This is a genomic window from Gordonia sp. NPDC003950 (assembly GCF_053605205.1).
In genome coordinates, this window is record NZ_JBSGIT010000006.1 from 207066 (window position 1) to 233202 (window position 26137).

Consider the following 26137-nt stretch of genomic DNA (forward strand, 5'->3'; position numbering starts at 1 on the left):
TCTCATCAAACTCTCAAGAGTAGGTTGAGCTGACTGCCTGACTCTGCGGTATCGTTGCCCCCTATGAGGATTCGCTCGTGGGGGGCAGCGTTCGTTTCGGCAACCGCAATCGCGGTGTCACTGAATGCTGGTGTGGCCGATGCCGCACCCGCGCCGGGATCCTCGGTCACGTCACGGTACGTCGATACCGAGATCGCGCCTGGGATACCGACTTTCGGTGCCATCTCGGGAATGGACCGGATCGGCAACGGTGACTACGCAATGATCTCCACCGACGTAGGACGAGCGGGCCCGGCCCGGTTCTACACCACGCACATCAATTTCTCGGCGGCACTCGGCCAACTCGGGGTTCCGCCACTCACCGGCGGCGGCACCGTGCTGGGGCCGGGTAACCTCCCGCTCCTGCCCGGTGCCGCGCAGTTCGAGGGCATCCGCAAACTCGGTGGCGACTATGTGGTGGTCAGCGGCGGGAACCAGGAATTCGTCCGTCAGATCGGACCGATCGGTACGTTCGTCCGAGACCTGCCGCTGCCGTCGGCGTGGCGGCCCACCAGCAAGGCCGGGGTCAACGGACAGCGTGGCCTCACCGGGGTCGCGGTCGGCCCACGCGGCCAGATCAGCGTCCTCACCGCCGGCGGACTGCGCCAGGATCCCGCGAACGCCGCTCGGCTGTTGACCTTCGGCGCCGGCCGTGCGGTGCCGCAACGGGAATTCGTCTACCGCACCGACGGCGACAAGGTCGCCGCCGACGTGATCGCCGTCAACGACACCGATTTCCTGGTGCTCGAGCGCGGTCGCGGGCGTGTGACACGTATCTACTGGACCACCACTCGTGGCGCCGACGCGGTGACCAACAAGGCGAAGCTGGCCGGCAACGAGAAGGCCATGCCCAAGACGCTGATCTTCTCCACCGATCCCGTACCCGGCCTGGTGACCGGCAACATGTCGGGAATGGCTTGGGGTAACTGGCTTCCCGACGTCCGAGGCCAGAACTACCGGGCGCGGATGCTCTACGTCGTCACCAACAACATGTTCAACGGACCGACGCGTGTGCACGCCATCGAGGTCCGCTTCCCGCGTCGCTGATACCGCCGTCGGCGGAGACAAATGGTGTACCCGGACGTCCAGTTGGGGGAATCCCCTGATGGCCATTGCGGGCGCAACCTGGCACCGTGGTGGCCATGACATCAGCGCACGCAGAATTGACGCAGCCGAGTGGCACCGCGGTGGCCGCCGGGGCGGAGGACCTCACCAAGGTCTACGGGACGGGCGACACCGCGGTGCACGCGTTGCGGGGTGTGACGATCGAGTTCGCCAAGGGCGAGTTCACCGCCATCATGGGCCCCTCGGGTTCCGGCAAGTCGACGCTGATGCACTGCCTCGCCGGACTCGACGAGGCGTCGGGTGGCCGGGCCTACATCGGAGACGTCGCGCTCACCGGACTCTCCGACAAGGAGATGACCAAGCTGCGGCGTGACCGCATCGGATTCGTCTTCCAGTCCTTCAATCTGGTGCCGACCCTGACCGCGGCCGAGAACATCACCCTGCCCCTCGACATCGCCGGCCGCGACGTCGACCGCGAATGGTTCGAGACCGTCGTCGGCCGGCTCGGCATCGGCGATCGGCTCGGGCACCTGCCCACCGAACTGTCCGGCGGGCAGCAGCAGCGCGTCGCCTGTGCGCGTGCGCTCGTCGGGCGACCGGACATCATCTTCGGCGACGAGCCGACGGGCAACCTCGATTCGCGTTCCTCCGGCGAGGTGTTGTCGATCCTGCGTGCCGCCACCGACGAATTCGGCCAGACCGTCGTCATCGTCACCCACGACCCGCGGGCCGCGTCCTACGCCGATCGCGTCGTGTTCCTCGCCGACGGCAACATCGTGCGAGAGCTCACCCGGCCCACCGCCGACGACGTGTTCGAGGTGATGCGGCACCTCGACGACGATCACTTCGTGACGCCGGAGTCGCCGTCCACGACCGACGACGACGACCGGCCCCGATCGATCCTCTCCAAGACTCGCTCTGGGGCGCCGGCGGCCGACGCCGGGGTGGGTCGGCATCAGGCCGCGGATCAGGGCTCGGATTCCGGTGACCCGGATTCCGGTGACTCCGATCCGGACACCGGCCCGGACACCGCCGCGCCGAGCGGCCGGCACGAGGCCCGCTGATCCGATGGCCTCATCATCGGTGATGCGCAGGGTTTCCCTGCGAAATCTACGCGCCCACAAGCTCCGTCTGGTCCTCACGGTGTTCTCGATCGTGCTGGGTACCTCGTTCGTCGCGGGGTCGATCGTGTTCACCTCGACCATCTCCCACGCCTTCAACTCGATCTTCGACAACGCCGCCCCCGGCGTTTCCGTTCAGGTGACCCCGGAGTCGTCGACGTCGGCCGGCGTCCCCGACAGCGTGGTCACCGACCTGGATAACCGCCGGGAGGAACTCGGGATCGGCAAGCTGGTGACCAACCAGTCCGGGCTGGTCACGCTCGCGGGATCCGACGGCACGGCCATCCAGTCGGGTGGGGCGCCGAGTGTCGGTACGGCCTACATCCCTCCGGGACAGGCGATCTCGCCGGAGACCCTGTTGCCGGGTGGTCGGGCGCCGTCGGGGCCGAACGAGATCGTCGTCAACTCCTCGGCCGCCGACACCGGTGGGCTCAAGGTCGGGTCCAAGACCAAGGTCGTTGTCGGACAGGGAAATTCCGGGCCGATGGACGTGACGGTCGTCGGTCTGCTCGATCTACCCACCGCCACCGGCGGATACGTCAACGTCCAGTTCGATCAGGCCACCGCCGCGAGACTGTTCTCCGACGGTTCTCACGTCTCCCTGGTCGACATGGCCGCGGCGCCCGGAGTGTCCGATGACGAACTCGCCGACCGGGTGCGGGCGGTCCTGCCGGCCGACGAGTACAAGGTGCGGACCGGCGCCCAGGTGCGACAGGACCAGAAGGATCAGGTCAACGAGTTCCTGACGATTTTCACCGGAATCCTGTTGGCATTTGCCGCGATCGGACTCATCGTCGGCACGTTCATCATCTACAACACCTTCTCGATGATCGTCGCCCAACGCAACCGGGAGCTCGCCTTGCTGCGCGCCATCGGCGCGAGTCGCCCGCAGGTGTCGCGATCGGTGCTGTTCGAGGCGTTCATCGTCGGGATCATCGGCGGGGTGGTCGGGCTCGGCGTCGGCATCGGGTTGGCCGCGATTCTGAAGGCCATCATCACCTCGACATCCGGATTGCCCAGTGGCTCACTGCAGGTCGGGGTGTGGGCGGTGGTCGCGGCGATGTTCGTCGGCGTCGTGGTGACGATGATCAGTGCGTGGGTGCCTGCGGTGCGCGCGTCGCGGGTGTCGCCAGTGGAGGCGATGCGCGCCGGCGTCACCGAAGGGTCTGCGCCACTGCGCAATCGGACGCTGGTCGGGATCTTCTTCCTACTCGTCGCCATCGGCACGATCACCTGGGGTGCGCTTGGTGAAGGCCTGCTGCGGGCCGTGGTGGTGGGCGTCGGCGCGGGTGCGGCGATCATCGCCACGGTACTGGCCGGGCCGGCGCTGTCGCGGCCGATCGTCGGCGCCCTCGGCCGGGTCATCGGCGCGCCGTTCGGCACGGTCGGACGCCTGGCCCGGACGAATGCGGTGCGCAATCCGCGTCGATCGGCGGCGACCGCCTTCGCGCTCACGCTGGGTCTGATGCTGGTTGCGGTGATCGGCACTCTCGGGAGTTCGTTCAAGGGCACCGTCGACGAGGCCGTCGACAACGGTGTGCGCGCCGACTACATCCTGGTGGGCAGCAACAACCTGCCCGTTCCGGAGTCGGTCAGTGCTGCGGTCAAGAACGTTCCGGGCATCGCGGAGGAGGTGTCGTTCGGGATCGTGACCGCCCGCGTCGACGGGGAACGGCGGTCGGGGTACGCGGCCGTCGGCGGTGATCTCGCCGCGGTGTCGGTGGTGAACATGCTCGACGGGGCGTCGGATCAACTACCCGCCGACGGCATGTTCATCAGTGAGCGGACCGCCCTCGAACGGGGTTGGAAGCGCGGGCAGACCCTCACCTTCACCTCCGCGACCGGCGCCGATGTCCCGGTCACGATCGCCGGGGTCTATCAGGACAACGAAGGCTTGCAGCCGTGGATCGTCGGCGAGAAGGTGTACGACGAGGTCATGCCCCCGGCGAGTCGCACCAGCATCGTGGTGTTCATCACCGCGGCGCCGGGCACAAACCTCGACACGCTGCGCCGCGACCTGGAGGCGGCCACGAAGGATTATCTGACCGTGCAGGTACAGAGTCGTGAGCAGTACAAGAGCAGTATCTCCACGCAGATCGACCAGATGCTCGCGACGCTGTACGGGATGCTCGGGTTGGCGTTGTTGATCGCGGTGCTCGGGATCGTGAACACGCTGGCCCTGTCGGTGGTCGAACGGAAACGTGAGATCGGCATGCTCCGGGCCATCGGCACTCTCCGTAGTCAGATCCGGCGGACGATCTATATCGAGTCGGTCCTCATCGCGATTTACGGCGCCGTTCTCGGTGTGGTGCTGGGGTCGGTCATCGGGTGGGCGTTGGTGCGCACCCTGGCTCGCTGGGGTCTCGGCGACCCGGTGTTGCCGTGGTCCTTGATGGGATGGACGTTACTGGCGTCGGCCGTCGTCGGCGTGTTGGCCGCCCTGTGGCCGGCGGTCCGGGCGGCCCGCACGCGGCCGCTGGAGGCGATCGCGGAGGGCTGACCGTCGGTGATTCCCTGCGGGTCGGGGGTGAGGCGTTCGGGTGATCGACACGGGTGCCGGATTGGCTGCCGGGGGTTTGGCACAATCGGCCCATGAGCCAGCCACCCGGAGAACCGCACGATCCGCGCATACCACCGCAGACACGCGCCTTCGAGCCTGACCAGAACCCAGCCGAGTATCCCGAGTCGGGCTATGTGGGCGCGGGACAACCGGCATACACGCAGCCGGCCTATACGCAGGGCTCCTACACGGCGGGGCCGTATGCGGGGGGACCTGGTGGACCTGCCGATCCCGGTGGGCCCGCCGATCCCGATGGCTCGGGTGGCGGTGGTCGTCGCACGCTGTATCTGGCGTTGGCGGTCGTTGCGGCGCTCGTCGTCATCGTGCTGGCGGCCGTTCTGATCGTGCGGAGTTCGGGTGGCGATGAATCATCCGCCGCTGCGTCGAGCACGACGACGGTGTCCAGCGAACGTCCGTCGTCGTCGTCGTCGTCGACGACGACCACCACGACGGAGGAGACCACGACCGAGGAGACCACGACGACCACGGAAGCGCCCTCGGGGTCGGTGGTGTATCAGCTCACCGGCAGCGGTGACGTCGCCGGTGTCCGTTATCGCGCGGGCACCGACTTCGCCATCGACCCGGTGACGGCGGCACCGTGGAGCAAGGCCACGCGGGTGGGCGGCGGCACCGCCGAACTCACCGCGGTCGTTCTCCGCGGCCCGGTGACGTGCACGATCCTCCAGGGCGAGGAGTTGTTGACCTCGAACACCAGCAACGGTGGCCTACTCCGTTGCGTCGCAGACCTTCCCAACTGAGATCCCCGGGCTGCGATATTTCGGGCCGGGGTGGCGCGGAGCGAATCCGATTGCCGCAGTGCGTGAGTTCCTGCTCATCGTCGGATTCCGGTCCGCATGGGTTGTCACTGTGGAGCTCTCAAGGTGCCCGACCGCTGGTCGAGTAGCCCGAGGAACGAGGGCATATCGGCCCGGCGGACTCGGACCCTGCTGGCGTCCCGTCCGGCTCGGCCGGCGGGATGGGGTCAGGCTGGACCCTGATCAAAGCGCTGTCAACGGAACTCGGAGCGCTGTCGACGCAGAACAGGGCGCTGTCGACGCAGAACAGGGCGCTGTCAACGGAGTACCGGGCGCTGTCGATGGGTTTCGGGAACCCGCGAACCTACCGCTTCTGCAGTACCACCACGAGATTCGTGGCCAGGACTTCTCTCAGCGCCGGGACGCGCAGGACCCACCACATCCAGGACGGTAGGTACCGGGGAAACGCGGCGATCAATGTTGTTGTGTCCCTGCGGGACTCGACCCAACGCAGACCCCGGGTTGCGGTGACCGCGAACAGGGAAGTGCCGTAGAGGTTCTTGGGTGGATGGCCGTGGCGCCGGGTGTACCAGCGCGCGGCGCGGTGGCCACCGAAGTAATGCGTCAGCCCCATCTCGTGGCCGCCGAACGGCCCCCACCACAGGGTGTAGCTGACGATCACGATGCCGCCGGGGCGCGTCACCCGCACCATCTCATCGCACATCTCCCAGGGGGCGGAGGTGTGCTCGACGACATTCGAGGAGAGGGTCACGTCCATCGACCCATCCGCGAACGGCAGGTTCTGTCCGGACGCCCGCACGGTTCCGCGGTGCTCGAGGCCGCCGGCGTGCATCTCCGTCGGGTCGGGTTCGACGGCGAGGTAATGGGCGCCCCGGGAGTCGAAGGCGTCGGCGAAGTATCCGGGCCCGCCGCCGACGTCGAGGATCACCGCTCTGTCGAGCCCGTCGGGGGTGAGTGCCTCGACCATGTCCGCGGTGTCACGTGCCAGGGAGCCGTAGAAACGGGCCGGGTCGCTCTGCTCGAAGCGGAAGTCGTTCAGCAGACCGGCGGCGCGGCGAAGGGTGGCGAGGCCGCGCATGGCCGGGACAGGGCGGGTTCGGGTCTGCCGGGGCACGCAGAGATGCTACCGGCGCACTCGACCTGCACGAACCGGTACCGTGGGAAGACGATGACCACACCCACCCACGTTCTGCTGCTCTGCTGGCGCGATACACGTCACCCGCAGGGCGGCGGCAGCGAGACCTACCTCGAGCACGTGGGTGCCGAACTCGTCCGGCGAGGTCACCGCGTCACCTACCTGACCGCGTCGTATCCGGGGGCGGCGGCCGAAGAGTGGCGCGATGGGATGCGATTCCTCCGGGTCGGTGGCCGGATCTCCGTCTACCCGCGCGTTATGGCGATCCTGCTCGCGGGCCGCCTGGGCCGGGGCCCGCTGGCCGACGCCCCACCCGATCTCATCGTCGACACCCAGAACGGTGTGCCGTTCTTCGCCTCCGTCGTCAGCGCGGCTCCCACCGCGATGCTGGTGCATCACTGCCATCGTGAGCAGTGGCCGGTCGCCGGACGCCTCCTCGGCCGGCTCGGCTGGTTCATCGAATCCGTGCTCTCGCCACGAGTGCACCGACGCAACCGCTACGTCACCGTGTCGACACCGTCGGCCGATGAGCTCGTCGCGCTCGGAGTCGACCGTCACCGAATCTCGGTTGTCCACAACGGGATCGACCCGATCCCGAAGGAGCACGCCGACGTTGCGGCACCGAATGCGACCCACCTCTGCGTCCTGAGCAGGCTCGTCCCGCACAAGCAGGTGGAGGACGCACTGACAGTGGTTGCCGCGTTGCGGCGCGAACATCCCGACCTGCACCTCGACGTCATCGGCGACGGATGGTGGTCGGATCGCCTGCACGAGAAGGTGTCCGAGCTCGGCATCGCCGACGCGGTGACTTTCCACGGGCACGTCGACGACCCCGAGAAACACCGACTGCTCGCCGGATCGGCGGTGCACCTGATGCCTTCGGCCAAGGAGGGCTGGGGACTGGCCGTGATCGAGGCCGCCCAACACCACACGCCCACCGTAGGCTACCGCGCGGCCGGCGGGCTCGCCGAATCGATCGACGACGGGCACACCGGACTACTGGTCGACGGCATCGACGAACTGATCTCCGCCACACGCAAACTCGTCGACGACCCCGATCTGGCACGGAGGCTGGGAGCCGCGGCCGCGGCCAAGGCGCGGGGCTACTCCTGGCAGAAGACCTGCGATGGAATGGTCAGCGTCCTCGACGCTGCGCGCGAATCCCGCTGACTGTCGAATACGCGACCGCCACGATCCCGCCGATCAGCATGGCCGCCCACATCAGGTGTGCCGACCAGGCCGCCACCCGCGCCGCCGTCGACGCGCTCGGCGATTGCGCTCCCTCGATCCGGAACAGGGTGAGGGCATCCCCACTGAACGTCGGCGTCATCAAATCAACCGCGGGTGGCAACGGATCGCCGGACACGTTGTGTTCCACCAGCACCCAGCCGACCCTCAGGGATCGGAGGCGATCGACGTCGCCCGACTGCAACGCCGACTCCACCTCGCCCGCCGCCGATGATCGCGGGTCGATCACCCTGGCGTCGACCCGCAACTCCCCGGATTCCACGACCGGTGCACGCAGCATCCGGGACGCCGGATCCAGCGACGCCCCATCGACATACGGATAATGCCGCACCGTTCCCGGCGGCCACAACGCCACCGCACCGTCGTCGGGCCCGACAATCGCCGCCACAGCCGACCAGTCCGCCGGATACGTCACCGGCATCACCCGACCACCGACACCCCACGCGAGATCGGGGAGCGGCGCCACCACCAGTAGACCCACAGCCGTCAACGCGAAACCCGCAGGCACATAACGCCGAAGACCGCTCACCATGGCCGCGCACGCCACCGCGACAAACGGCACCGCCAAAGCGAGGAACTTCTGGCTGTCCCGCAGCAGCCCGCCGCCGGGGACGGCGCCCACCACCCAGCCGAACGCGTCCCGACCGGGCCCGACGGCGGTCACCGCCACCACGATCACCACGACCGCAGCCAGTCCGCCCAACGCGCCCACCACGCTGCGATCCAGGGCGGGCAGCCCGGCGCGACCCCGCCACAACATCACCGAGCCTGCCACGATCACCACCAACAGGCACACCGTCGCCACCGCGGCCCACCAGATGGTGCGGCTCGTCGGTACCGCGTCGGCATTCCAGATGCCACCCAGCCCCAGGGCCGTGCCGACCGAACCGAGAAAGGGTTCCGAACGTAGTCCGAAGGCCCGAACGCCCAGTGCACCGTCCGAATCCACACCCGCACCGCCGACGGCCGTCGCCACCAGCCACGGCAACGCCGAACAGCACCACAGCACCAGATATCCGGGGAGGAGTCGGGGTCGCGTCGCGACGGCGGTGACGATCACGACGATCACCGCCAGCACCGACCCGGTCGGTGTCAGCCCGGCCGCCGCCAGCAACCCGCCCGTCTGCAGCCACCGCGCCGTCGAACGCGGGCGGTCGGCGAGGTCGAGGACGGCCACGACCAGCCAGCCCAACGCCGCGAATCCGGTCAGCAGAGACCAGTGCCCCTGCAGAAGACGTTCGGCGACAAAGGGATTCCACACCCCGACGACTGCCGCCGCGACGGCGCCGGAACGACTGGCCGCGGGCACCAACCGCAGTGCCAGCCGACCGTAACCGACCGCCGCGGCCACCAGCGCGCCGAAGAGCAGGACACACACCACGGTTCCGCCGTCGACAACCGAACTCGCCAGCGCCACAAACCAATCCTGCGGCACTGCGCGCGGTGCCACATCACCGATGCCGAGCGTGGCGTCGGTGACGAACGACTGCGGAGTGGACACCGCATCCCGATACAGCAGATACCCCGGGCCCAGTGCGGGCCCGAGAATCACCACGGCCGCCACGACGCCCACCAGATACAGCCAGGGCAGCGACCGCGGACGTGCCACGGACCTTGTCTGGACCGCGGTATCGGTCACGACGACAGACGACTTCGGACGCTCAGTAGTGATAGGTGTCCGACGGGGCCGCCGCGTGGCCGGGATCGACCACATAGTCGGATTCGGTCACCGCATAGGCGCGGGCGAGCTCCAGGATCTTGGTGGCACGAGCGATCCGCGGCAGATCCGACCCGTTGCGGATCTCGCCGCCCGCCTTCTCGAAATCCTCGAAGAACTCACGCGCCCAACTGATGTCATCCGGCGACGGCGACAGTCCCTCGTTGACCGGGGCGCACTGATCGGGCGTCAGGCAGATCTTGCCGGTCATGCCGAACTCGACGCTGACCGCGGTGGCCTCGGTCAACTTCAGTGCGCCCGACCCGACTGTCGGCCCGTCGATCGCGCTCGGCAGATGAGCGGCCTTGGCGGCGATGGTGAATCGGGACCGGGCATACGCCAGCGTCAGGGGATTGCCACCGAAACCGGTGTCACGACGGAAGTCGCCGATGCCGAAGGCGAGCCGGAAGGTGCCCTTGGCCGTGGCGATCTCGCTGATCCGCTCCAACCCGCGAGCGGTCTCCACCAGCGCGACGATCGGCACATTCGGCAGGCGTTTGGCGGTCTCGGTGACATGGTCGACGGACTCGACCATCGCCAGCATCACCCCACCGATCGAGGTCGGCGCCAACGCGTCGAGGTCGTCGGCCCACCACGGGGTGCCGAATCCGTTGATGCGCACCCAGTCGCCGGCGCCGCCGGGATGATCGTCGGAGGTCTCGCCGAGCCAGCGCACCACATTCTCCCGCGCGGCCAGTTTGTCCTTCGGGGCGACGGCATCCTCGATGTCGAGGACGACGATGTCGGCACGCGAACGGGCCGCCGGCGCGAAACGCTCGTACTGTGCGCCGTTGACCAGTAGCCAACTGCGGGCGAGAACGGGATCGATACGTGAACCGATGTCGCTCGGGTCGGTCTCCGCGGAGGTGTTCTGCTGGTCGTACATCGTGGCTACTCGTCGCCTTCGGGTCTTGGAACTGCGCAAGGATCGCCCACCATCGTTTCACATGTGCCGCGGGGCGCCTTTTCCCGTCGGGCACACTGTTGTGCATGGTGAGTCCGTCCCGGGTGCGTGGCCGCTCGGCCCGTGCGGCGGCCGGGTCGGGGGTCGTGGGCGCACTCGGCTGGGTGGCCATCGGATCGATGGTCGCCAACGCCGCCGCCTACGTCGTCTACCTCGGTGCCGGCCGGTGGCTGACGCCCGGCGACTACGGACAGTTCGCGCGACTCCTCTCGGCGATGCTGGTCCTCGGTGTGCCCGCGCTGGCGTTGCAGGCGGTGATCGCGCGTGACGTCGTACGTCGAGGACCCGCGGGGCACGCCGTCGGGGAGTTCCCGACGGCGCTGCGATCCTTGACCTGGCGGACGGCGGGCGGTGTGGCCGTGCTGGCGGCGATCGGCGTGCCGATCGTCGCCGCCCTCGCGCACACGGACACCGCCGCGACTGCCGCCGCCCTGGCCACCGCCCCCGTCTTGGTCATCATCGCCGCAGGTCAGGGCGTTCTGCAGGGACGAGGCGAGTTCCGGGCGCTGGCGTGGGTGCTCGGCGCCGTCGGTCTGCTCCGGTCGGTGCCGACGTTGGTGACCTTCGCCCTCGGCGGATCACCGCTCGCCGGACTACTCGCCGGAACCCTCGGCGCCCTCGCCGCGGCGGCGCTGATCTGGTCGGCGGTCCGATGGGCGGGCGGCCCGGTCGGGGACACCGGAGGCCACCGCGAGGTGGCGTCACCGAACCGCACCGATGCCGACGTGGCCGGGGTACTGCGCGCCTCGCAGGTGCAACTGGTGCTCGTGGTGGCGATGTCGGTGGATCTACTGCTGTCCGGGACAGTGCTGAGTGCCGACGACGCCGGCGTGTACGCGCTGGGTGCGGTGGCCACCAAGGCCGCCTTCTGGCTGCCGCAGGCCATCGGCGTCGTGTTCTATCCGCGGTTGGCCGACCCGGCCCGCTCGCGGGAATCGTTGCGGCACGCGGTCGCCGTCGTCGCGGTCATCGGCGCCGCCCTGACCGTCGGCGCCGGGGCGGTCGGGCCGCTCGTGCCGATCGTCATCGGCGAGGCCTACCGCCCGCTGGTTCCGCTGCTGTGGGTGTTCGCCTACACCGGCTCCGCGATGGCGATCCTGCAGGTGCTGCTGCTCTCCGCGATCGCCGCCGACCGCACCCGCGTCGCACTGCTCACCTGGGTGGCGGTGCTGATCGAGGCCGTGGTCATCCTCACCGTCGTGCGATCGGTCCCGGCGCTGGTTCTCACCGCCGCGGTGACGGTGACGGTGGCCGTCGCGGTGACCGGCCGCTTCGTCACCGGGCAGGAACACCGCAGCCGGCAATGACCTCGCGTCAGCGCCGAACGAACAGCACGATCCCACCGATCATCGCCACGACTCCGAGGACACCGGCCGCGATCGGGACGACGCGACCCCAGATCACCACCGGCGTCCCGAGGTCACCGGCGAGATCGGCGAGCCGGTTGCGGGTGTCGCGGTCGTAGGTGAACGTCGCGCTCAGATTGGTCAACCGGAAGTCGGCGAAGGCCGGGTCGGTGAGGCGATAGGCCTGGTCGACGGTGATCCGCTCGTCCAGGATGATGCCGGTCGCGTCGTCGACGGCCAGTTCCCACCGCGACGTCTGGTGCAACGTGGCGGTGAGCTCCCGCGCGGGATTCCCGCCGACACCGAACCACGACGCCGGGCGCGTGATCCGGGTGGCCGGGATGCCGTCGGGCAGGCCGGCGTGCACGGCGTCGAGGTCGGTGTCGGCGACGTCGGCGACGAAGCGGGTCGCGCTGCGGCCGTTGACCTGGGTCTCGCCCTGCGCGGTCAGCGGCACCGATCGTCGGGTGGTCGGGTCGAAGTAGGTGCCTCCGGCGTCACTCACCCCGAAGGGCAACACATACGTGTATCCCCGCCGGTCGGGGGCGGCGACCGGTGCGGCGGTGCTGTCGTACTGGACCTCCGAGCTGCCGGTGCCCCCGGATTCGGTGGCGCCCAGATCCGGTAACGCCGAACGCCGATCGAGCGTCACGCGATCCCGGATCGCCGACAGCGTCGGATCGGTACACGCCGGTCGGCCCTGTGCCGGGGCCTGCTCGGAGCCGGCACGTGCGGCGTCGGCGTCGGTGATGCGGCCGTCCAGCCAGATGCGGTCGGCTTGCACCGACGTCCCCGCCTGCAGCGTCACGACATGCCGGTCCGACGGCTGCACCGCGACCACGCGTTGCTGACGGACCAGGGTCGCATCCAGCGTGCGGGCCGTCGGCGTGTTGAGCGAACACCGATCGAGGATCGTCGCCGACGGGACGGGGCCGTCACCGCCCGCCGGCGCGTCGTCGGCGGGGACGCTGGTGGCGACGGTGGTGATGTCGGTGGACAGCGGGATCTGCCGGAGCTGCCCGACCAGCAGCGTGGGCAAGGCGATCGCCGCCGCGAGCAGGAATCCGCCGACGAAGATGAGGGTGGGCCCGATCAGATCGCGGGTCGACCATCGCTGCGGACCCGACAGGGATGCCGCCGGTTCGGCGGTGTGGTCCGGGGCCGTCGTCGACGGGTCGGGTGATGGCGTCGACGACATACCGGCGAGGGTACTGATGCGCCCCGGGGCCCGGTCGACGTGGATCGCCGGTCGTCGCCGGTAACCTGGTGCGATGTCTGACGGTGTCCGGGTCCACGACGGTGCCGGCGCCGGTGCGGAGACCGTGACCGCCGTCGACGCCCCCGAATACCGGCGATTCTTCCCGCAACTCGAGGGGATGCGGGCCGTCGCCGCGCTGGGTGTGCTGACCACCCACGTCGCATTCCAGACCGGGGCGGTGCGCCTGCCGGTGCTCGGTCCGATCCTCGGTCGCCTCGACCTCGCGGTGGCGTTGTTCTTCGCCCTGTCGGGTTTCCTGCTGTGGCGCAACTGGGTCGCCGCCGCGCACGGTGCCGCCGTCACCCCGTCGGTGCGTCGCTACCTGCGCCACCGCGTCGTCCGCATCTGGCCCGCATATGTCGTCGTCGTCGTGGTGGTGCTGACGATGCTGCCGGAGGCGCGTGGCGCCGACCTCACGGTGTGGCTGGCCAACCTCACCCTCACCCAGGTGTACGTGCCGCTGTCGTTGACCGCCGGGATGACGCAGATGTGGAGTCTGTCGGTGGAGGTGAGTTTCTATCTGCTGCTGCCGATCCTCGGTCTGGCACTGATGCGGCTGCGCGGCCGCCGCAGTAGCGCGCGCCTGCCGGTCCTGTGCGCCCTGGGACTACTGAGCCTCGGCTGGGCGTGGGCGGTCGAGGCGCTGGCGCTGCCCGGCGGGGTGGAACCCACCAACTGGGTGATCGGGCACCTGCCGTGGTTCGCCGCCGGGCTGATCCTGGCCGAGGTCACCGGCGCCGACGACCTCGGCGGCACGACGCGGCTGTCCCGCCGGATCAGTGCACTCGGATCGCGGCGCATCCCGATGCTGGTGTTGCTGGTGGTGGCCTACGGGCTGGCGTGCACGCCGCTGGCCGGGCCGACCGGCCTCGGTGACCTCGCGCCGTGGCAGTTCGCCGTCAAGATGGTCCTGGGCGCGGCGTGCGGATTCGCGATCCTCGCACCGTTGGTGTGTGAGGCTCCCTCGGGCCGCACGCCGGCGGTGCGTCGTCGCTTCCGATTCCTGACCGCACCGATGATGCTGGCGTTGGGACGGTGGTCCTACGGCATCTTCATCTGGCATGTGGCGGTGCTCGCGGTGGTGTTCGGGCTGTTCGGTATCGTGCCGTTCTCCGGCCACACCCTCCTGGTCTGGTGCCTCACCGTGGTGCTGTCGGTGGGGATCTCGGCCGTCAGTTACGCCTTCGTCGAAGAACCCGCCCGAGACTGGTTGCGCCGCCGCGAGAGTGCTCGCAGGCGGGCGCCGATCGAGTCGACGCGGGCGTCGGCGGGTACGGCCGAGACCACCGCCGACGCCATCACCAACGACACCGAGACCAACGCCGGCAGCTGAACCCACCACCCGAAACCGTGATAGCCGGTGGGTGAATGCCATGGGCCCGAAGCCAATCCGACGGTGGCGGCCATCATCGCGATGACGGTGCCGCCGACCACCGCACCGGGACGCGTGAGCACGACGACCAGCCCGGCGAGGGTGGCGACCAGCACACCCCACCACCCGGCCAGAATCCAGGACGCACCAAGCCAACTCAGCGCACCGAGTACTGCGGCTGGCCAGGTGCCCGGCATTGCTGCAGCCACTGGCGCATCGCGCGCCGACGGATCGCCACGCCGTCGCCACACCATCGCGACCACCAGAAGTGCTGCCAGCAGCGCGAATCCGACGACCAGAGACCACCGGTACAGGCTGTCGTAGCGGAACGACAGGGTGACGGTACCCGACGCGCCGGCCGGCATGATCCAACCCTGCTGCCAGCCGTCGACGACGATCGGTGTGAGTGTCCGGCCGTCGAGCTGAGCCACCCAGCCGGGATTGGTGCTCTCCGGAACCCGCAGAACACGTTGACTGGGCGCGGAATTGACCTCGATCGACCGTGCGGTCGCCTGCCATTGGGTCACCTCGGGTTCGGTGATCTCGGGCTGCTGCGCCGACGGGGCAGGCGTGGTGGACGCGGCCGAGCGGCCGAGCCACACGGTCGCCACCGAGAACGCCGCCCCGGGGTTGGCGGAGAGCTCCTGTTCACCGGAACCCAGGCGCACCGGCGTCTGGGCGCACGGACGGGCGATCACCGGGTCGCCGGCACGCAGTGCGGCGGTGGTGGTGTGCACCGACATCGGTATCACCTGACCCGACACCGTGATCCCGACGCCGGCGTCGCAGCCGATGTCGATCGGCCGGTCGGTATCGGTCGAACTGGCGGTGGTCGAATTGGAGGCGGGCGCATCGGGATTGATCTCGACCTCGGCAATGCCGACCGGTGCCGGGCTGGAGAACCCGAGGCTGTTGACGTCGAGGATGTCGGTGCGTTTCTCGATGCGGATCGAAATGCGGTCGGTGACCGCCGGGCGCAGCCGCACCACGCCGTCGGCGCCGACCCGGACCCGCTGCGGGCCGGTACCCAGATCCACCGTGATCTCCGTCGGCGCCGCCGGATAATCGGCGGGTCGAACGATGCGCAGTGACGAAATATCCTGCGGGGCAGGAAGGGTGAGGGTGAGGGTGGGTCGATCACGTTTCTTCTCGGGTTCCGCGGCGGTCCACACGGTGCCCGGATCGCCATCGACGGCGGCCTGCGCCGAACCCCGCGGATCGTTGACCTCGGAGGCCCCCGACGCTCGGATGGTGCCGGCCGCAGTGATCAGCGCGTCCAGGGCGTTACCCGGCCGGGGACGCAGCACCATCACCGGCGCCACATCGGTCGGACTCGGCACCGACAACGCCCGCGTCAGCACGGTCGGCGTCTCAGGGGACACACCCAGGTCCGCCGAGCACCGCACCAGTGGTGTCGCATCCTCGCGGTCTTGCCCCACGCATGCCGACCGTCCCGGGAGTTCCTGTGTGAGAATCCAACCCGCGACATCCGTGTCCGCCGGCACCTCCGGCAGCACCACCCGGTGCCGGATGGAATGCGGCAGGCCGGAGGCCAGATCGAGGACGTCGACCTCACCGAGCGCGAACTGGTTGCCGGCGGTGCCGTCATCGGTCGAGGCCGCACGGATCTGCACCCATCGGGTGGGGCCGCTCGGTGCGGTGACCGTCACCTCCTTGCCCGGTTCCAGCCCCGAGGTAACCGTGGAGCCGGACTCGGTGGTCACCACCACCGACGACACATCCGGGCCGAGTGCCTTCGCGGTGGTGATACGTAGCGCGAGATCGGTTCGCGGAGTGGCGAAATCGAGTCGCATCCACTGGCCGACGGCCGACGTCAAACCACCGGACACCCAGGCGGTCCCGGCGTCGGAGTCGAAGGCGGCGGCCGCGGAACTGGCCGGTGACGTCCGTCCCGGCTGAGTGGCGTCGGCGGCCGACGACGACGTCGTCACCTGCACCTGATCCGGTTGATTGTCGAGAAGCCACTGCCCGCGGGTCAGCGGCTGCCCCTCCACCGGGTAGTCGGGCGCGGCGTTCTGGGTCCGACGCGGATCACCCGCGGCACGAATGGCCGAACTGTGATCGTCGACGCGGCCGAAGTCGACCTCGCGATCGGCGGGAGTGTCGGTGATGATCACCGGGCCACGCGGCACACCGGCCCGCTCGGCATCGGCCTCCAACAGCACCGGACCCAACGGTGCCTCACCCAGACGGGCGCGCAGATCATTCAGCACCGCAATCGATTCCGGTCCTCCGGCGATCCGTGGCATCGCGTCGGTGGCGGTCAGCGTCGGGCCGGTGTCGGTGATCGGGGTGACCTGGTAGATCGTGATCGCCCGCATCGGCGGCAGCAGGCCGCCGTCGCGCACCACGCCGTCGACCGTCGGCGGACTCACCATCGGCCCGAACTCCGCCGCGCGCGCCAGACCCGGCGAACCGTCGAGGGCGTGGCGTGCGAGCAGCGGCCGCGCCGACCGCGACGTGTCCGGATTCAGGTCGGCGCGCAATACCACGTAGGCGATGCCCTGCCCGGCCAGCGTCGCCGCCAACCCCGGTGAGGCTCGCCCGTCGGCGAGATCGCGCTGCACCGAATCGAGGGCCCGGATCGCACCCGGCGGCGTCAACGGAATCGCGTCCCGCACCGCCCACGGCGTCTGCGCCGACGGCTGAATCGGCTCATCACGGGTCAGGCCCCAGAGCTGATCGGCTGACGGAGCGCCCGGCACCACCAACGCCCGCCGGTCGGTGCCGTCTGCAGACGCACCGTGCTCCTGCAGCCAGGTCGCCGTCTGCTGCCAATAATTCGGAATCGCCCGGTACGCCCCCTCCGGTGCGAGGCTGCCGGTCCACATCAACGAACCGGCGCCGATCAGCGCGACCACGACGGCCACCGCCGCGGCCACCGCCTTCGAACGCTGCGGATTCGCGAATGCCGACAACGACTCCCGCAGCCCCACCGCTCCCGGCAACGGAACGCGTGCCAGCAGATGCGCGACACCCAGCACCAGCGGCAGACGCACGAACGGCTCGACCTTGTGGATGTTGCGCAGGAACGCTCCGGGGCCGTCGAGGAAGACCCGCACCGGCTCCGCGATCGGGGAACCGAGTCCACCGGCGTATCCTGCGCACATCAGCACCAGGCCGACACCGAGCACGATCACCCAGCGACGTCGAAACGGCATGTGCCGCATGCACAATCCGGCCAGCCCGGCGGCCGCGAGCGTACCCGTGGCCAGCACTGCGGCCGGCTGCGTCACCAGCACCGCGCCGGCAACCCGCTCATCGGAGACGAACGGCGTCCACGAACTCGTCCCCCGCAACACCTCGGCCAGCGAGGCCCACTCGGTGGTCACCCGTGACGACTCGATGAAGTCGAGGAACGGCGGTGACACTCGCGACAGGATCAGCAACGGCACGATCCACCACGCGCAGGCGCACACGCACGCCAGCGCCCACGCAGTGCCGAACCGCGCCCATCGGCGGACATCGGTGCGCGCACACAAACAGAACCACACCAGCGCCACGCCCACGGCGGCGAGCGTCGCCACCGCGTTGACAGCACCCATCAGCGCCACCGCCACCGCCGACGCCACAGCGTGCCGCCACACCGGCACACCATCCCGATGGTCCAGCGCGCGGATCACCGGGACCAGCACCCACGGCGCGAGCATCATCGGCAACGTCTCCGACGAGATCGACCCCAACGTCGTCAACACGCGCGGACTCAGCACGAAGATCACCCCGGCCAGCACCCGGGACGCCGACGAACCCACCCCGACCGCTTCGGCCAGCCGAACCACCCCGACAAAGCCGACGACCAGCAGCAACGCCCACCACAGACGCTGCGTCACCCACGGCGGCAGATGCGCCAGATCACCGAGAGCAAAGAACGCGCCATGCGGGAAGAAATAGCCGTACGCCTGATTCTGCACCTGACCCATCGGGGCCTGCGGCGTCCACAGATGAGTCGCACGGCCCAGAAAGCCCAGCGGATCGGCAGTGAGGTCGAGTTTGGTGTCGGCCGCAATCAGACCCGGCGACTGCAGAAACGAGACCAGCAGGGCCACCACCGCGGCCACACCGATCCCACGACGCCCCAACCGGTCACCCACCGCGATCGGCTACCACTCACTGATTGGCGCCGGCGCCACCCCGGGATCCGTAATCCACCGAACCCTGCACAAAGCCACTATTCGGATTGACGTTGTTCAGATCCGTCGACGGACTCGTCTCCGCCGCCAACAACCCACCGAGGAACACCGCACCCAAACCGACCAGAATGCCGGCGACGGCCACTCCCACGGAGATCGCTCCGGCGGCCAGGCGGTTATTGCGCATGATCACGAAAGTACCAGTGTTGTCTGCGTCGCCTCCGGCGACGCGGCGTGTGTGCGCCCGCCTGCACCGCTCGTCGCCGTGATCGCATCGTCGACTTCGCTACGCACCGCGCAAGAGGTGCTACTCAGCCCGGCGGCTACGTTCCTCGCTCTTCTCCTGCATCGCCGCGGTGGCGCACACACGGGGCTGGTAGGCGTTCGCTTCGCGGATACCAGGCGGCGACGACGTGTCAGGGCATCACCGGTGGTTGCTTGTCGCAGGTGGCGGGCACCACGAACACCGGCCGATGGCAATGCTTCAGAACGCGCCCGGCGACACTTGAACGCAGCAAGGCCTTGAGTCCCGAGTCGCCGCGGGTCCCGGTGACCAGCAGGTCGACATCGAGGGTGTCGGCGGCCGCTACGAGCGCGCCCCACACGGTGGACTCGACCTCGACGAGGGTTCCGTGCGCCTCGAGCCCCGCCCGCCGGGCCATCTCCACTCCGAGGGCGTTGACCCGCACGGCCTCGTCCCGCACCGCGTCGTCGACATCCATCTCCAACGGCGTGGTGTCGACGAACGGCTGAATACCGGCCGACAGGCTCGACAAACGTGCCGGATTGAGGGTTCCCGGCTGCCACGCGGTGACGACGTGAGCCACCGAGGCCTTGAGGAAATGTCCCGCATAGGAGATCGCCCGCTCGGAATTGGCGCCGCCGTCGAAGGCGATCATCACCGATTGGGGTGTGGCGGGTTGGGATCTGGCGGCCCCCGCGCTCTCGTCGGGCCGGCCCGTGTCGGAATCGACGGGGCCGTGGCTGTCGGAAATGGACCGCGCGTCCATTGGCCAAGCGTACATGCCAGACTCGTGCCATGGGCTCTGGTCAACGACCTCACCGACGTCGTGTTCGCCGTTTTCGCGAGTTGATGTGCCTGCTCGCGGTCGCCGCGACCGCCGGGATGACGATCACCGCATGTGACACCGACTCCGATTCGACCGCCGCCGGCTCGGCCGCGGCGACCTCGGCCACGTCCTCATCGGCGTATTCGTCGAGTTCGGCGTCGGCGGCGCCCACCTCGATCGTCCCAGTCGGGTGCGGGTCCGACATCGTCGCCGGGATGACGCTGCGTCAGAAACTCGGCCAGTCGATCGTCGTCGGCGTCACCGGCACCGAGGACGCCTACTCACTGGTGTCCAATGAGCCCGTCGGCGGCATCTTCATCGGCAGCTGGACCGACAAGTCGATCCTCACCGATCCGGCCAACCTGAAACGGGTCAACGACGCGTCGCGGATTCCGCTGATGGTCACCGTCGACCAGGAAGGCGGCCGGGTGTCGCGGCTGTCGTCGCTGGGCATCGACTCACCGTCGGCACGTGAGCTCGCCGCGTCGCAGACCCCCGAGCAGGTTCGTGAGCTCGCCGCCCGGATCGGCCGCCAGCTCAAGGCCAAGGGCATCACCGTCGACTTCGCCCCCGACGTCGACGTCAGCGACGAGAGCGACGACGAGGTGATCGGCGATCGTTCGTTCTCCAATGATCCGGAGACGGTGACGACCTACGGTCAGGCCTTCGCCGAAGGACTCGAATCCGTCGGAATCATGCCGGTGTACAAGCACTTTCCCGGCCACGGCCACGGCTCCGGTGACTCCCACCTGGGTGTGGTACGCACCCCGCCGCTGTCGCAACTCGAGACCAGCGACCTCGTCCCGTACAAGACGCTGCTGCGCAATCCCGGCAATGCCGGAGTGATGGTGGGGCATCTCATCGTGTCCGGACTGACTGTCGGTGACACCCCCGCCAGCCTGAGCGCCAAGGCGATCGGCATGCTGCGGACCGGACAGCCCTATGGCGGTCCGCCGTTCAACGGCGTCGTGTTCTCCGACGACCTGTCCGGCATGGGCGCCATCAACCAGCAATTCCCGATCAATGTCGCAGTGCAACGTTTCCTCGCGGCCGGTGGCGACATCGCGCTCTGGATCACCACCGACGCGGTTCCGAGCGTGCTCGATCACCTCGAGGCCGCGGTGAAATCCGGACGTCTTTCCGAGCAGAAGGTCAACGCATCGGTCGTGCGGATCCTGCGGGCCAAGGGCCAATTGTCTTGCTGAGTAGCCGTCGGGCCGACGTAGATCGGATGCCATCGGTGGGGCGCCCCCAGGGCCCATCCCGCGTGCCTTAACCTGGTACGGGTTGTGGAATTGGGCCCCGAAAGCGGGATGCCGGTCACACGTGATCTTACCGAGCGGTAAGATGGTTCGATCCGCCATCCGGGTGGTGTGATCGAAGTAGAGGAGTGACCAGCATGGCCGGCGGTACAAAGCGGCTGCCACGTGCGGTGCGGGAGCAGCAGATGCTCGACGCCGCGGTGACGGTATTCGCGGAGAACGGCTATCGCGACACGTCGATGGATTCCATCGCGGCGCACGCGCAGATCAGCAAACCCATGCTGTACCTCTACTACGGCTCGAAGGAAGAGCTGTTCAGTGCATGTATCGCCCGCGAATCCGGACGCTTCATCGACGCGATGTCGGCGGGCTTCGACCCCAAGCTGAGGCAAAGCGAACAGGCCCGCACAGTGGTCCGCGAATTCCTCCGGTTTGTTGACCAGCACCGCGAATCCTGGCGCGTCCTCTACCGCGTGGCCGTCGGCAGTGCGACCTTCGCCGACACGGTCAGCACCAGCCGCCGTCAGGTCGTCGAGATGGTCGCCGAACTGATCCGTCGCGGTACCACCGTCGAGGGCGCCAAGGACATCGATTTCGAACTCACCGCCGTCGCACTGGTCGGCGCCGGCGAGGCCGTCGCCGACCGGATGAGCGAGGGTGACGTCGACCTCGAGACCGCCACCGACCTGCTGGTCGGCATCACCTGGCGCGGCCTCAAGGGCGTCGGCGTGCACACGCCGCTGCAGTGAGTCCGATCAGTTCTTCTCGGTAAGGCGGATGATCGGCATCACGCGGTCGGTCTTGGCCTGATAGCCCGCGAACCGCGGACTGGCGCCGATGACCTTCCAGGCGAGTGCGCGTTCCTCGCCGGTGAGTTGCTCGGCATCCACCGCAACGGTGCGGCCGTCGACCTCGATGCGGATCCGGTCCGGATTCTGCCGAATGTTGTGATACCAGCCGGGGTTTCCGGTGGCGCCTGCGGCCGATGCGATGATCAGCCACCCGCCACTGCCGTCGTCGAACCAGCTCAACGGGTTGGTGCGTTCCTTGCCGGTCTTGGCGCCGACGGTGGACAGGATCAGTGCCTTGCTGCCGCCGAGTTCGCCCGTCTTACGGATTCGTTTGCCCACCACGAAATTCATCAGCCGGAACAGCGGGCCGGTCGGTTGGCGACGGCCTCGGGTTCCGCGTGTGGTGTCAAAATTCATTGTGTCCCATGTCTCTCGAGTGCTTCTGCGGGGGCGAACACCGCGTGCCGACATCCCCCGCATGTCGGCACGCGGGAACCCCTCACTCGTGTCGCGTCGTCGCGGTCAGATGTGGATATCCCTTGCGCCGGTTGAGGATCGACAGATCGAAGTTGCCCGGCAGGCTCTGCCCGCTGCCCGCGCCGGCGCCGTCGAGGCGGTGAACATAAAGATTCACCTTGGCGGGCAACAGAATCGGCTTGCCCCACCGCACCGCATAGGCGACGTCGTCGGGAAGCTGTGCCTCCACGTTGGCGACTGCGGCTGCGGCACTCCACATTCCGTGTGCGATCGCCTTCGGGAACCCGAACGCCTTGGCCGTGAGATCGCCCATATGGATCGGGTTGCGATCCCCCGAGGCGGCCGCGTACTCGCGGATCTTACCGAGATCCACCGACAGCACCGCATCCGGCGGGGGTGGCGCCTGCTCCCGAGGTGCCGGTCCACGTGGATCGTCGGACAGGCTGGTGCGCTGCTGCTTGAGGAAGGTCGCGACCTGCCGGGTCACCAGTTCGGAGCCGACGCTGATCTCCGAGATCATGTCGACGAGAAGGCCTTTGCGATGCTCGCGCAGGTTCTCGGCGTGGTTCTCGATGGTGAGCGGCTCGTCGATGCCGATCGGGCGCAGCCGGTGGATGCTGTTCTCCAGATGTACCGAACCGACTGCGCCGAACGGGAAGTCACCGTCGGTCATGATCTTCATGGCGAGCGGGAACTGCAGCACGAACGGGTAGGTGATCGGCAGGGTCGGCCCGAACTGCTGGCCGGTGGCCCGCGTGTAGGCGAGCAGGCGCTCGGCGTCGACGCGGACGTTCTCCAGCCGGTAGCGGCGATCGGGCAGTGGTGCGTCGGGTCGTACCGACCCGGACTTCCCGATCACCGGGAGCATCGCGGTCACGGCCTTGGAGTAGATGTCGGCGGTCGACGGCGCCGCAGGCAGCGTGATGGTCTTGGTCATCACGCCCCCAGGAAGCCCTGGCCGCACACCCGCACCACGTTGCCGGTGATGGCGTTGCTGGCCGGATTGGCAAAGTAGGCAACGGTTTCGGCGACGTCGACGGTCTGTCCACCCTGCTGAAGCGAGCTCATCAGACGGCCCGCCTCGCGGGTGGCGAGAGGGATCGCCGCGGTCATCTTGGTCTCGATGAAGCCCGGGGCGACGGCGTTGATGGTGATGCCCTTCTCGCCGAGGATCGACTTGTAGGCATCGACCAGGCCGATGACGCCGGCCTTGGAGGCGCCGTAGTTGGTCTGCCCACGGTTGCCCGCGATGCCGGCGATCGAGGAGACGTCGACGACGGCACCGCCCTCGCGGATCGCATTCTTGGCGACCAGCGCATTGACGAGCTGTTGCGGCGCAATGAGATTGACCGAGATCACCGAATTCCAGCGGGCATCGTCCATGTTGGCGAGCAGCTTGTCCCGGGTGATGCCGGCGTTGTTGACGATGATGTCGATGCCGCCGTGGCGTTCCAGGGCGTGCTCGGCGAGCTTCTCGCCGGCGTCGGGGGCGCTGACGTCGAGCGGGAACGAGGTGCCGCCGACCTTGTTGGCGGTCTGGGCGAGGGCCTCACCGGCCGCCGGGATGTCGGCGCAGATGACGTGGGCGCCGTCGCGGGAAAGGACCTCGGCGATCGTCGCACCGATACCGCGGGCGGCACCGGTGACCACGGCCACCTTGCCGTCGAGGGGCTTGTCCCAGTTCGCCGGGGCGGTGGAGTCGGCCGCGCCGACGCGGATCACCTGGGCGTCGACGAACGCCGACTTCGCCGACAGCACGAAACGCAGCGTCGACTCGAGTCCGGTGAGGCCGGTCTTGGCGTCGGGGGAGACGTAGACCAGCTGCACGGTGGAGCCCTTGAGCAGTTCCTTGCCGAGCGAGCGGGTGAATCCCTCGAGGGCGCGCTGGGCGACGTGCTCGTCGGGATCGGTGATCAGTTCCGGGGTGGTGCCGATGACCAGGAACCGGGCGCACGCGGCGGTCGAGCGCATCGCCGGCTGGAAGAACTCGAAGAGCTGCTCGAGTTCGGCGGGGGAGGTGATGCCGGTGGCGTCGAACACCAGGGCGCCGTACTTGTCGGCGCTACGGCCGGTGGTGGCGTTCTCGATCAGGGTGTAATCGGGGTCCGAGAGCAATTCGCGGAGCGGTTCGATCAGGCGTCCCTGCCCGCCGAGCAGCACGGGGCCGGGCAGCGGCGGCTCGGAGGCCTTGTACCGACGAAGTGCCGGCGGAACAGGCAATCCCGCCTGTTTTGCGATGAACGCGCCGGGTCCGGAGTGAACGAAGCTCGAGTACAGGCCGGTGTTCGCCACGTGAATCTCCTTCAGATCTGTGTGCATGGCTCGATGTGATCGGGGACGCTCGGAGTGGAGCGCCGTTCGACATCTAACTTACTCTGGAGTAAGAATACGCTATAGGTACCAACCAACACCTGGGAGATCTCTCGTGGCCTACACACCCAAGACCCGCGCCGAGCGTCCGGTGGCGATCCTCGGCGGCAACCGCATTCCGTTCGCACGCCAGGACAAGACGTACGCCAAGGTCAGCAACCAAGATATGTTCACCACGGCCCTCGACGGCCTGGTCAGCCGATTCGGCCTGCAGGGTGAACGGCTAGGCATGGTGGCCGGCGGAGCGGTGCTCAAACACTCGCGTGATTTCAATCTCATCCGTGAATGCGTCCTCGGATCGGCGCTGTCGCCGTACACCCCGGCCTTCGACATCCAGCAGGCCTGCGGCACCGGACTGCAGGCCATCACCGCCGTCGCCGACGGCATCGCCCGCGGCCGCTACGACGTCGCCGTCGGCGGGGGCGTCGACACCACCTCCGACGCCCCCATCGGAATCTCCGAGGGCATGCGCCGCCAGCTGCTCGAGGTGAACCGCGCCCGCTCGACGCAGGAACAGATCCTCGGCGTGCTCAAGGTGCTGCCGAAGCTCGGCATCGAGATCCCGCGCAACGGCGAACCCCGCACCGGCATGTCGATGGGTGAGCACGCGGCGATCTCCGCCAAGGAATTCGGCATCAAGCGCGCCGACCAGGACGCCCTGGCCGCGGCCAGCCACCAGAAGATGGCCGCCGCCTACGACTCGGGGTTCTTCGACGACCTGATCACTCCCTTCCTCGGCCTCACGCGCGACGCCAACCTGCGCGGCGACTCGACGGTCGAGAAGCTCGCCAAGCTCAAGCCGGTCTTCGGCGTCTCCCTCGGCGACGCGACGATGACCGCGGGCAACTCCACCCCGCTCACCGACGGCGCGTCGACGGTGCTGCTGTCCAGCGACGAGTGGGCGCAGGAGAAGGGCATCGGCGTCCTCGCCTACTTCGTCGACTCCGAGACCGCCGCCGTCGACTACGTCAACGGGCCCGACGGCCTGCTGATGGCGCCGACCTACGCGGTACCGCGACTGCTCGAACGCAACGGACTGACCCTGCAGGACTTCGACTTCTACGAGATCCACGAGGCCTTCGCCTCCGTGGTGCTCGCGACGCTGCAGGCGTGGGAGTCCGAGGAGTACTGCAAGGAGCGCCTCGGCCTGGATTCGGCCCTGGGTCCGATCGACCGCAGCAAGCTCAACGTCAACGGTTCGTCGCTCGCCGCCGGGCATCCGTTCGCTGCGACCGGTGGCCGGATCGTTGCGCAGGCCGCGAAGCTGATCAAGGAGAACGGCGGGGGCCGTGCGCTCATCTCCATCTGCGCCGCCGGCGGTCAGGGTGTCACCGCGATCGTCGAGGGCTGACCTTCAACCCGACTATCAACAAAAAACTGACGAAATGAACCCGGGGGAAAACGGCGGTTGATGT

20 protein-coding genes and 1 pseudogene are annotated in these 26137 nt (G+C 68.5%); 10 read left to right on the forward strand and 11 right to left on the reverse strand.

Features of this window, described 5'->3' with window-relative positions; genetic code table 11:
* Positions 1-63 precede the first annotated feature (63 nt).
* From ACWETB_RS07435 to ACWETB_RS07450, 4 genes are all read left to right on the forward strand, one after another.
* Entirely contained in the window at positions 64-1086 is a 1023-nt protein-coding gene (locus tag ACWETB_RS07435) for an esterase-like activity of phytase family protein (RefSeq protein ID WP_452210281.1), read from the forward strand.
* A 95-nt stretch (positions 1087-1181) separates the two neighbouring features.
* The gene (locus ACWETB_RS07440; RefSeq protein WP_449742702.1) at positions 1182-2168 is read left to right on the forward strand and encodes an ABC transporter ATP-binding protein; all 987 of its coding nucleotides are present in this window, start codon (positions 1182-1184) and stop codon (positions 2166-2168) included.
* A gap of 4 nt (positions 2169-2172) precedes the next feature.
* Entirely contained in the window at positions 2173-4725 is a 2553-nt protein-coding gene (locus ACWETB_RS07445; RefSeq protein WP_452210284.1) for an ABC transporter permease, read from the forward strand.
* A 92-nt stretch (positions 4726-4817) separates the two neighbouring features.
* Positions 4818-5543 carry a hypothetical protein gene (locus ACWETB_RS07450; RefSeq protein WP_452210286.1) on the forward strand — a complete coding sequence of 242 codons (726 nt, stop codon included), beginning with the start codon at positions 4818-4820 and terminating at the stop codon, positions 5541-5543.
* 361 nt (positions 5544-5904) lie between these two features.
* Here ACWETB_RS07450 and ACWETB_RS07455 read toward each other — a convergent pair whose 3' ends face one another.
* The gene (locus ACWETB_RS07455) at positions 5905-6639 is read right to left on the reverse strand and encodes a class I SAM-dependent methyltransferase (RefSeq protein ID WP_452210327.1); all 735 of its coding nucleotides are present in this window, start codon (positions 6637-6639) and stop codon (positions 5905-5907) included.
* A gap of 90 nt (positions 6640-6729) precedes the next feature.
* Here ACWETB_RS07455 and ACWETB_RS07460 point away from each other — a divergent pair, with 90 nt between their 5' ends.
* The gene (locus ACWETB_RS07460) at positions 6730-7866 is read left to right on the forward strand and encodes a glycosyltransferase family 4 protein (protein WP_449742705.1); all 1137 of its coding nucleotides are present in this window, start codon (positions 6730-6732) and stop codon (positions 7864-7866) included.
* On the opposite strand, the gene ACWETB_RS07465 is transcribed toward ACWETB_RS07460, so the two are convergent.
* Both ACWETB_RS07465 and ACWETB_RS07470 read right to left on the reverse strand, forming a co-directional pair.
* Positions 7832-9553, reverse strand: a complete 1722-nt coding sequence (locus tag ACWETB_RS07465; RefSeq protein WP_452210288.1) for a hypothetical protein — start codon at positions 9551-9553, stop codon at positions 7832-7834. The genes ACWETB_RS07460 and ACWETB_RS07465 overlap by 35 nt on opposite strands.
* 52 nt (positions 9554-9605) lie before the next feature.
* Entirely contained in the window at positions 9606-10547 is a 942-nt protein-coding gene (locus ACWETB_RS07470; protein ID WP_449742707.1) for an HpcH/HpaI aldolase/citrate lyase family protein, read from the reverse strand.
* 104 nt (positions 10548-10651) lie between these two features.
* Between ACWETB_RS07470 and ACWETB_RS07475 the strand changes: the two genes are divergently transcribed.
* A complete protein-coding gene (locus ACWETB_RS07475) occupies positions 10652-11932 on the forward strand; it encodes a lipopolysaccharide biosynthesis protein (RefSeq protein ID WP_452210290.1) in 1281 nt (426 codons plus the stop codon).
* Between the two features lie 7 nt (positions 11933-11939).
* Here the strand turns inward: ACWETB_RS07475 and ACWETB_RS07480 are convergent, their stop codons facing one another.
* Positions 11940-13169: a DUF3068 domain-containing protein gene (locus ACWETB_RS07480; RefSeq protein WP_452210292.1), complete on the reverse strand. Its 1230-nt coding sequence runs from the start codon at positions 13167-13169 to the stop codon at positions 11940-11942.
* A gap of 73 nt (positions 13170-13242) precedes the next feature.
* Between ACWETB_RS07480 and ACWETB_RS07485 the strand changes: the two genes are divergently transcribed.
* The gene (locus ACWETB_RS07485) at positions 13243-14562 is read left to right on the forward strand and encodes an acyltransferase family protein (protein ID WP_452210294.1); all 1320 of its coding nucleotides are present in this window, start codon (positions 13243-13245) and stop codon (positions 14560-14562) included.
* A gap of 902 nt (positions 14563-15464) precedes the next feature.
* Here the strand turns inward: ACWETB_RS07485 and ACWETB_RS07490 are convergent.
* The 4 genes and pseudogenes from ACWETB_RS07490 to ACWETB_RS07505 form a co-directional block, all read right to left on the reverse strand.
* Positions 15465-18713: pseudogene (locus ACWETB_RS07490) on the reverse strand (alpha-(1->3)-arabinofuranosyltransferase); the annotation flags it as partial.
* A gap of 16 nt (positions 18714-18729) precedes the next feature.
* Positions 18730-18939, reverse strand: a complete 210-nt coding sequence (locus ACWETB_RS07495; RefSeq protein ID WP_348806209.1) for a DUF2613 domain-containing protein — start codon at positions 18937-18939, stop codon at positions 18730-18732.
* A 229-nt stretch (positions 18940-19168) separates the two neighbouring features.
* The gene (locus tag ACWETB_RS07500; protein ID WP_452210296.1) at positions 19169-19762 is read right to left on the reverse strand and encodes a universal stress protein; all 594 of its coding nucleotides are present in this window, start codon (positions 19760-19762) and stop codon (positions 19169-19171) included.
* A gap of 49 nt (positions 19763-19811) precedes the next feature.
* Positions 19812-20027: a hypothetical protein gene (locus ACWETB_RS07505; protein WP_449742712.1), complete on the reverse strand. Its 216-nt coding sequence runs from the start codon at positions 20025-20027 to the stop codon at positions 19812-19814.
* A 10-nt stretch (positions 20028-20037) separates the two neighbouring features.
* Between ACWETB_RS07505 and ACWETB_RS07510 the strand changes: the two genes are divergently transcribed.
* Entirely contained in the window at positions 20038-21027 is a 990-nt protein-coding gene (locus ACWETB_RS07510) for a glycoside hydrolase family 3 N-terminal domain-containing protein (protein WP_449742713.1), read from the forward strand.
* A gap of 194 nt (positions 21028-21221) precedes the next feature.
* The gene (locus ACWETB_RS07515; RefSeq protein ID WP_348806206.1) at positions 21222-21833 is read left to right on the forward strand and encodes a TetR/AcrR family transcriptional regulator; all 612 of its coding nucleotides are present in this window, start codon (positions 21222-21224) and stop codon (positions 21831-21833) included.
* Positions 21834-21839: 6 nt separating this feature from the next.
* On the opposite strand, the gene ACWETB_RS07520 is transcribed toward ACWETB_RS07515, so the two are convergent.
* From ACWETB_RS07520 to ACWETB_RS07530, 3 genes are all read right to left on the reverse strand, one after another.
* Positions 21840-22292 carry a nitroreductase/quinone reductase family protein gene (locus ACWETB_RS07520; RefSeq protein WP_449742715.1) on the reverse strand — a complete coding sequence of 151 codons (453 nt, stop codon included), beginning with the start codon at positions 22290-22292 and terminating at the stop codon, positions 21840-21842.
* Positions 22293-22374: 82 nt separating this feature from the next.
* Positions 22375-23289: a MaoC family dehydratase gene (locus ACWETB_RS07525; RefSeq protein WP_452210300.1), complete on the reverse strand. Its 915-nt coding sequence runs from the start codon at positions 23287-23289 to the stop codon at positions 22375-22377.
* On the reverse strand, positions 23289-24644 hold the full coding sequence (locus ACWETB_RS07530; RefSeq protein ID WP_452210302.1) for a 3-oxoacyl-ACP reductase: 1356 nt from the start codon (positions 24642-24644) through the stop codon (positions 23289-23291). Before ACWETB_RS07530 ends, ACWETB_RS07525 begins: the two co-directional genes overlap by 1 nt.
* A 133-nt stretch (positions 24645-24777) precedes the next feature.
* Between ACWETB_RS07530 and ACWETB_RS07535 the strand changes: the two genes are divergently transcribed.
* Positions 24778-26073: an acetyl-CoA C-acetyltransferase gene (locus tag ACWETB_RS07535; RefSeq protein ID WP_452210304.1), complete on the forward strand. Its 1296-nt coding sequence runs from the start codon at positions 24778-24780 to the stop codon at positions 26071-26073.
* The last annotated feature ends 64 nt before the right edge of the window (positions 26074-26137 follow it).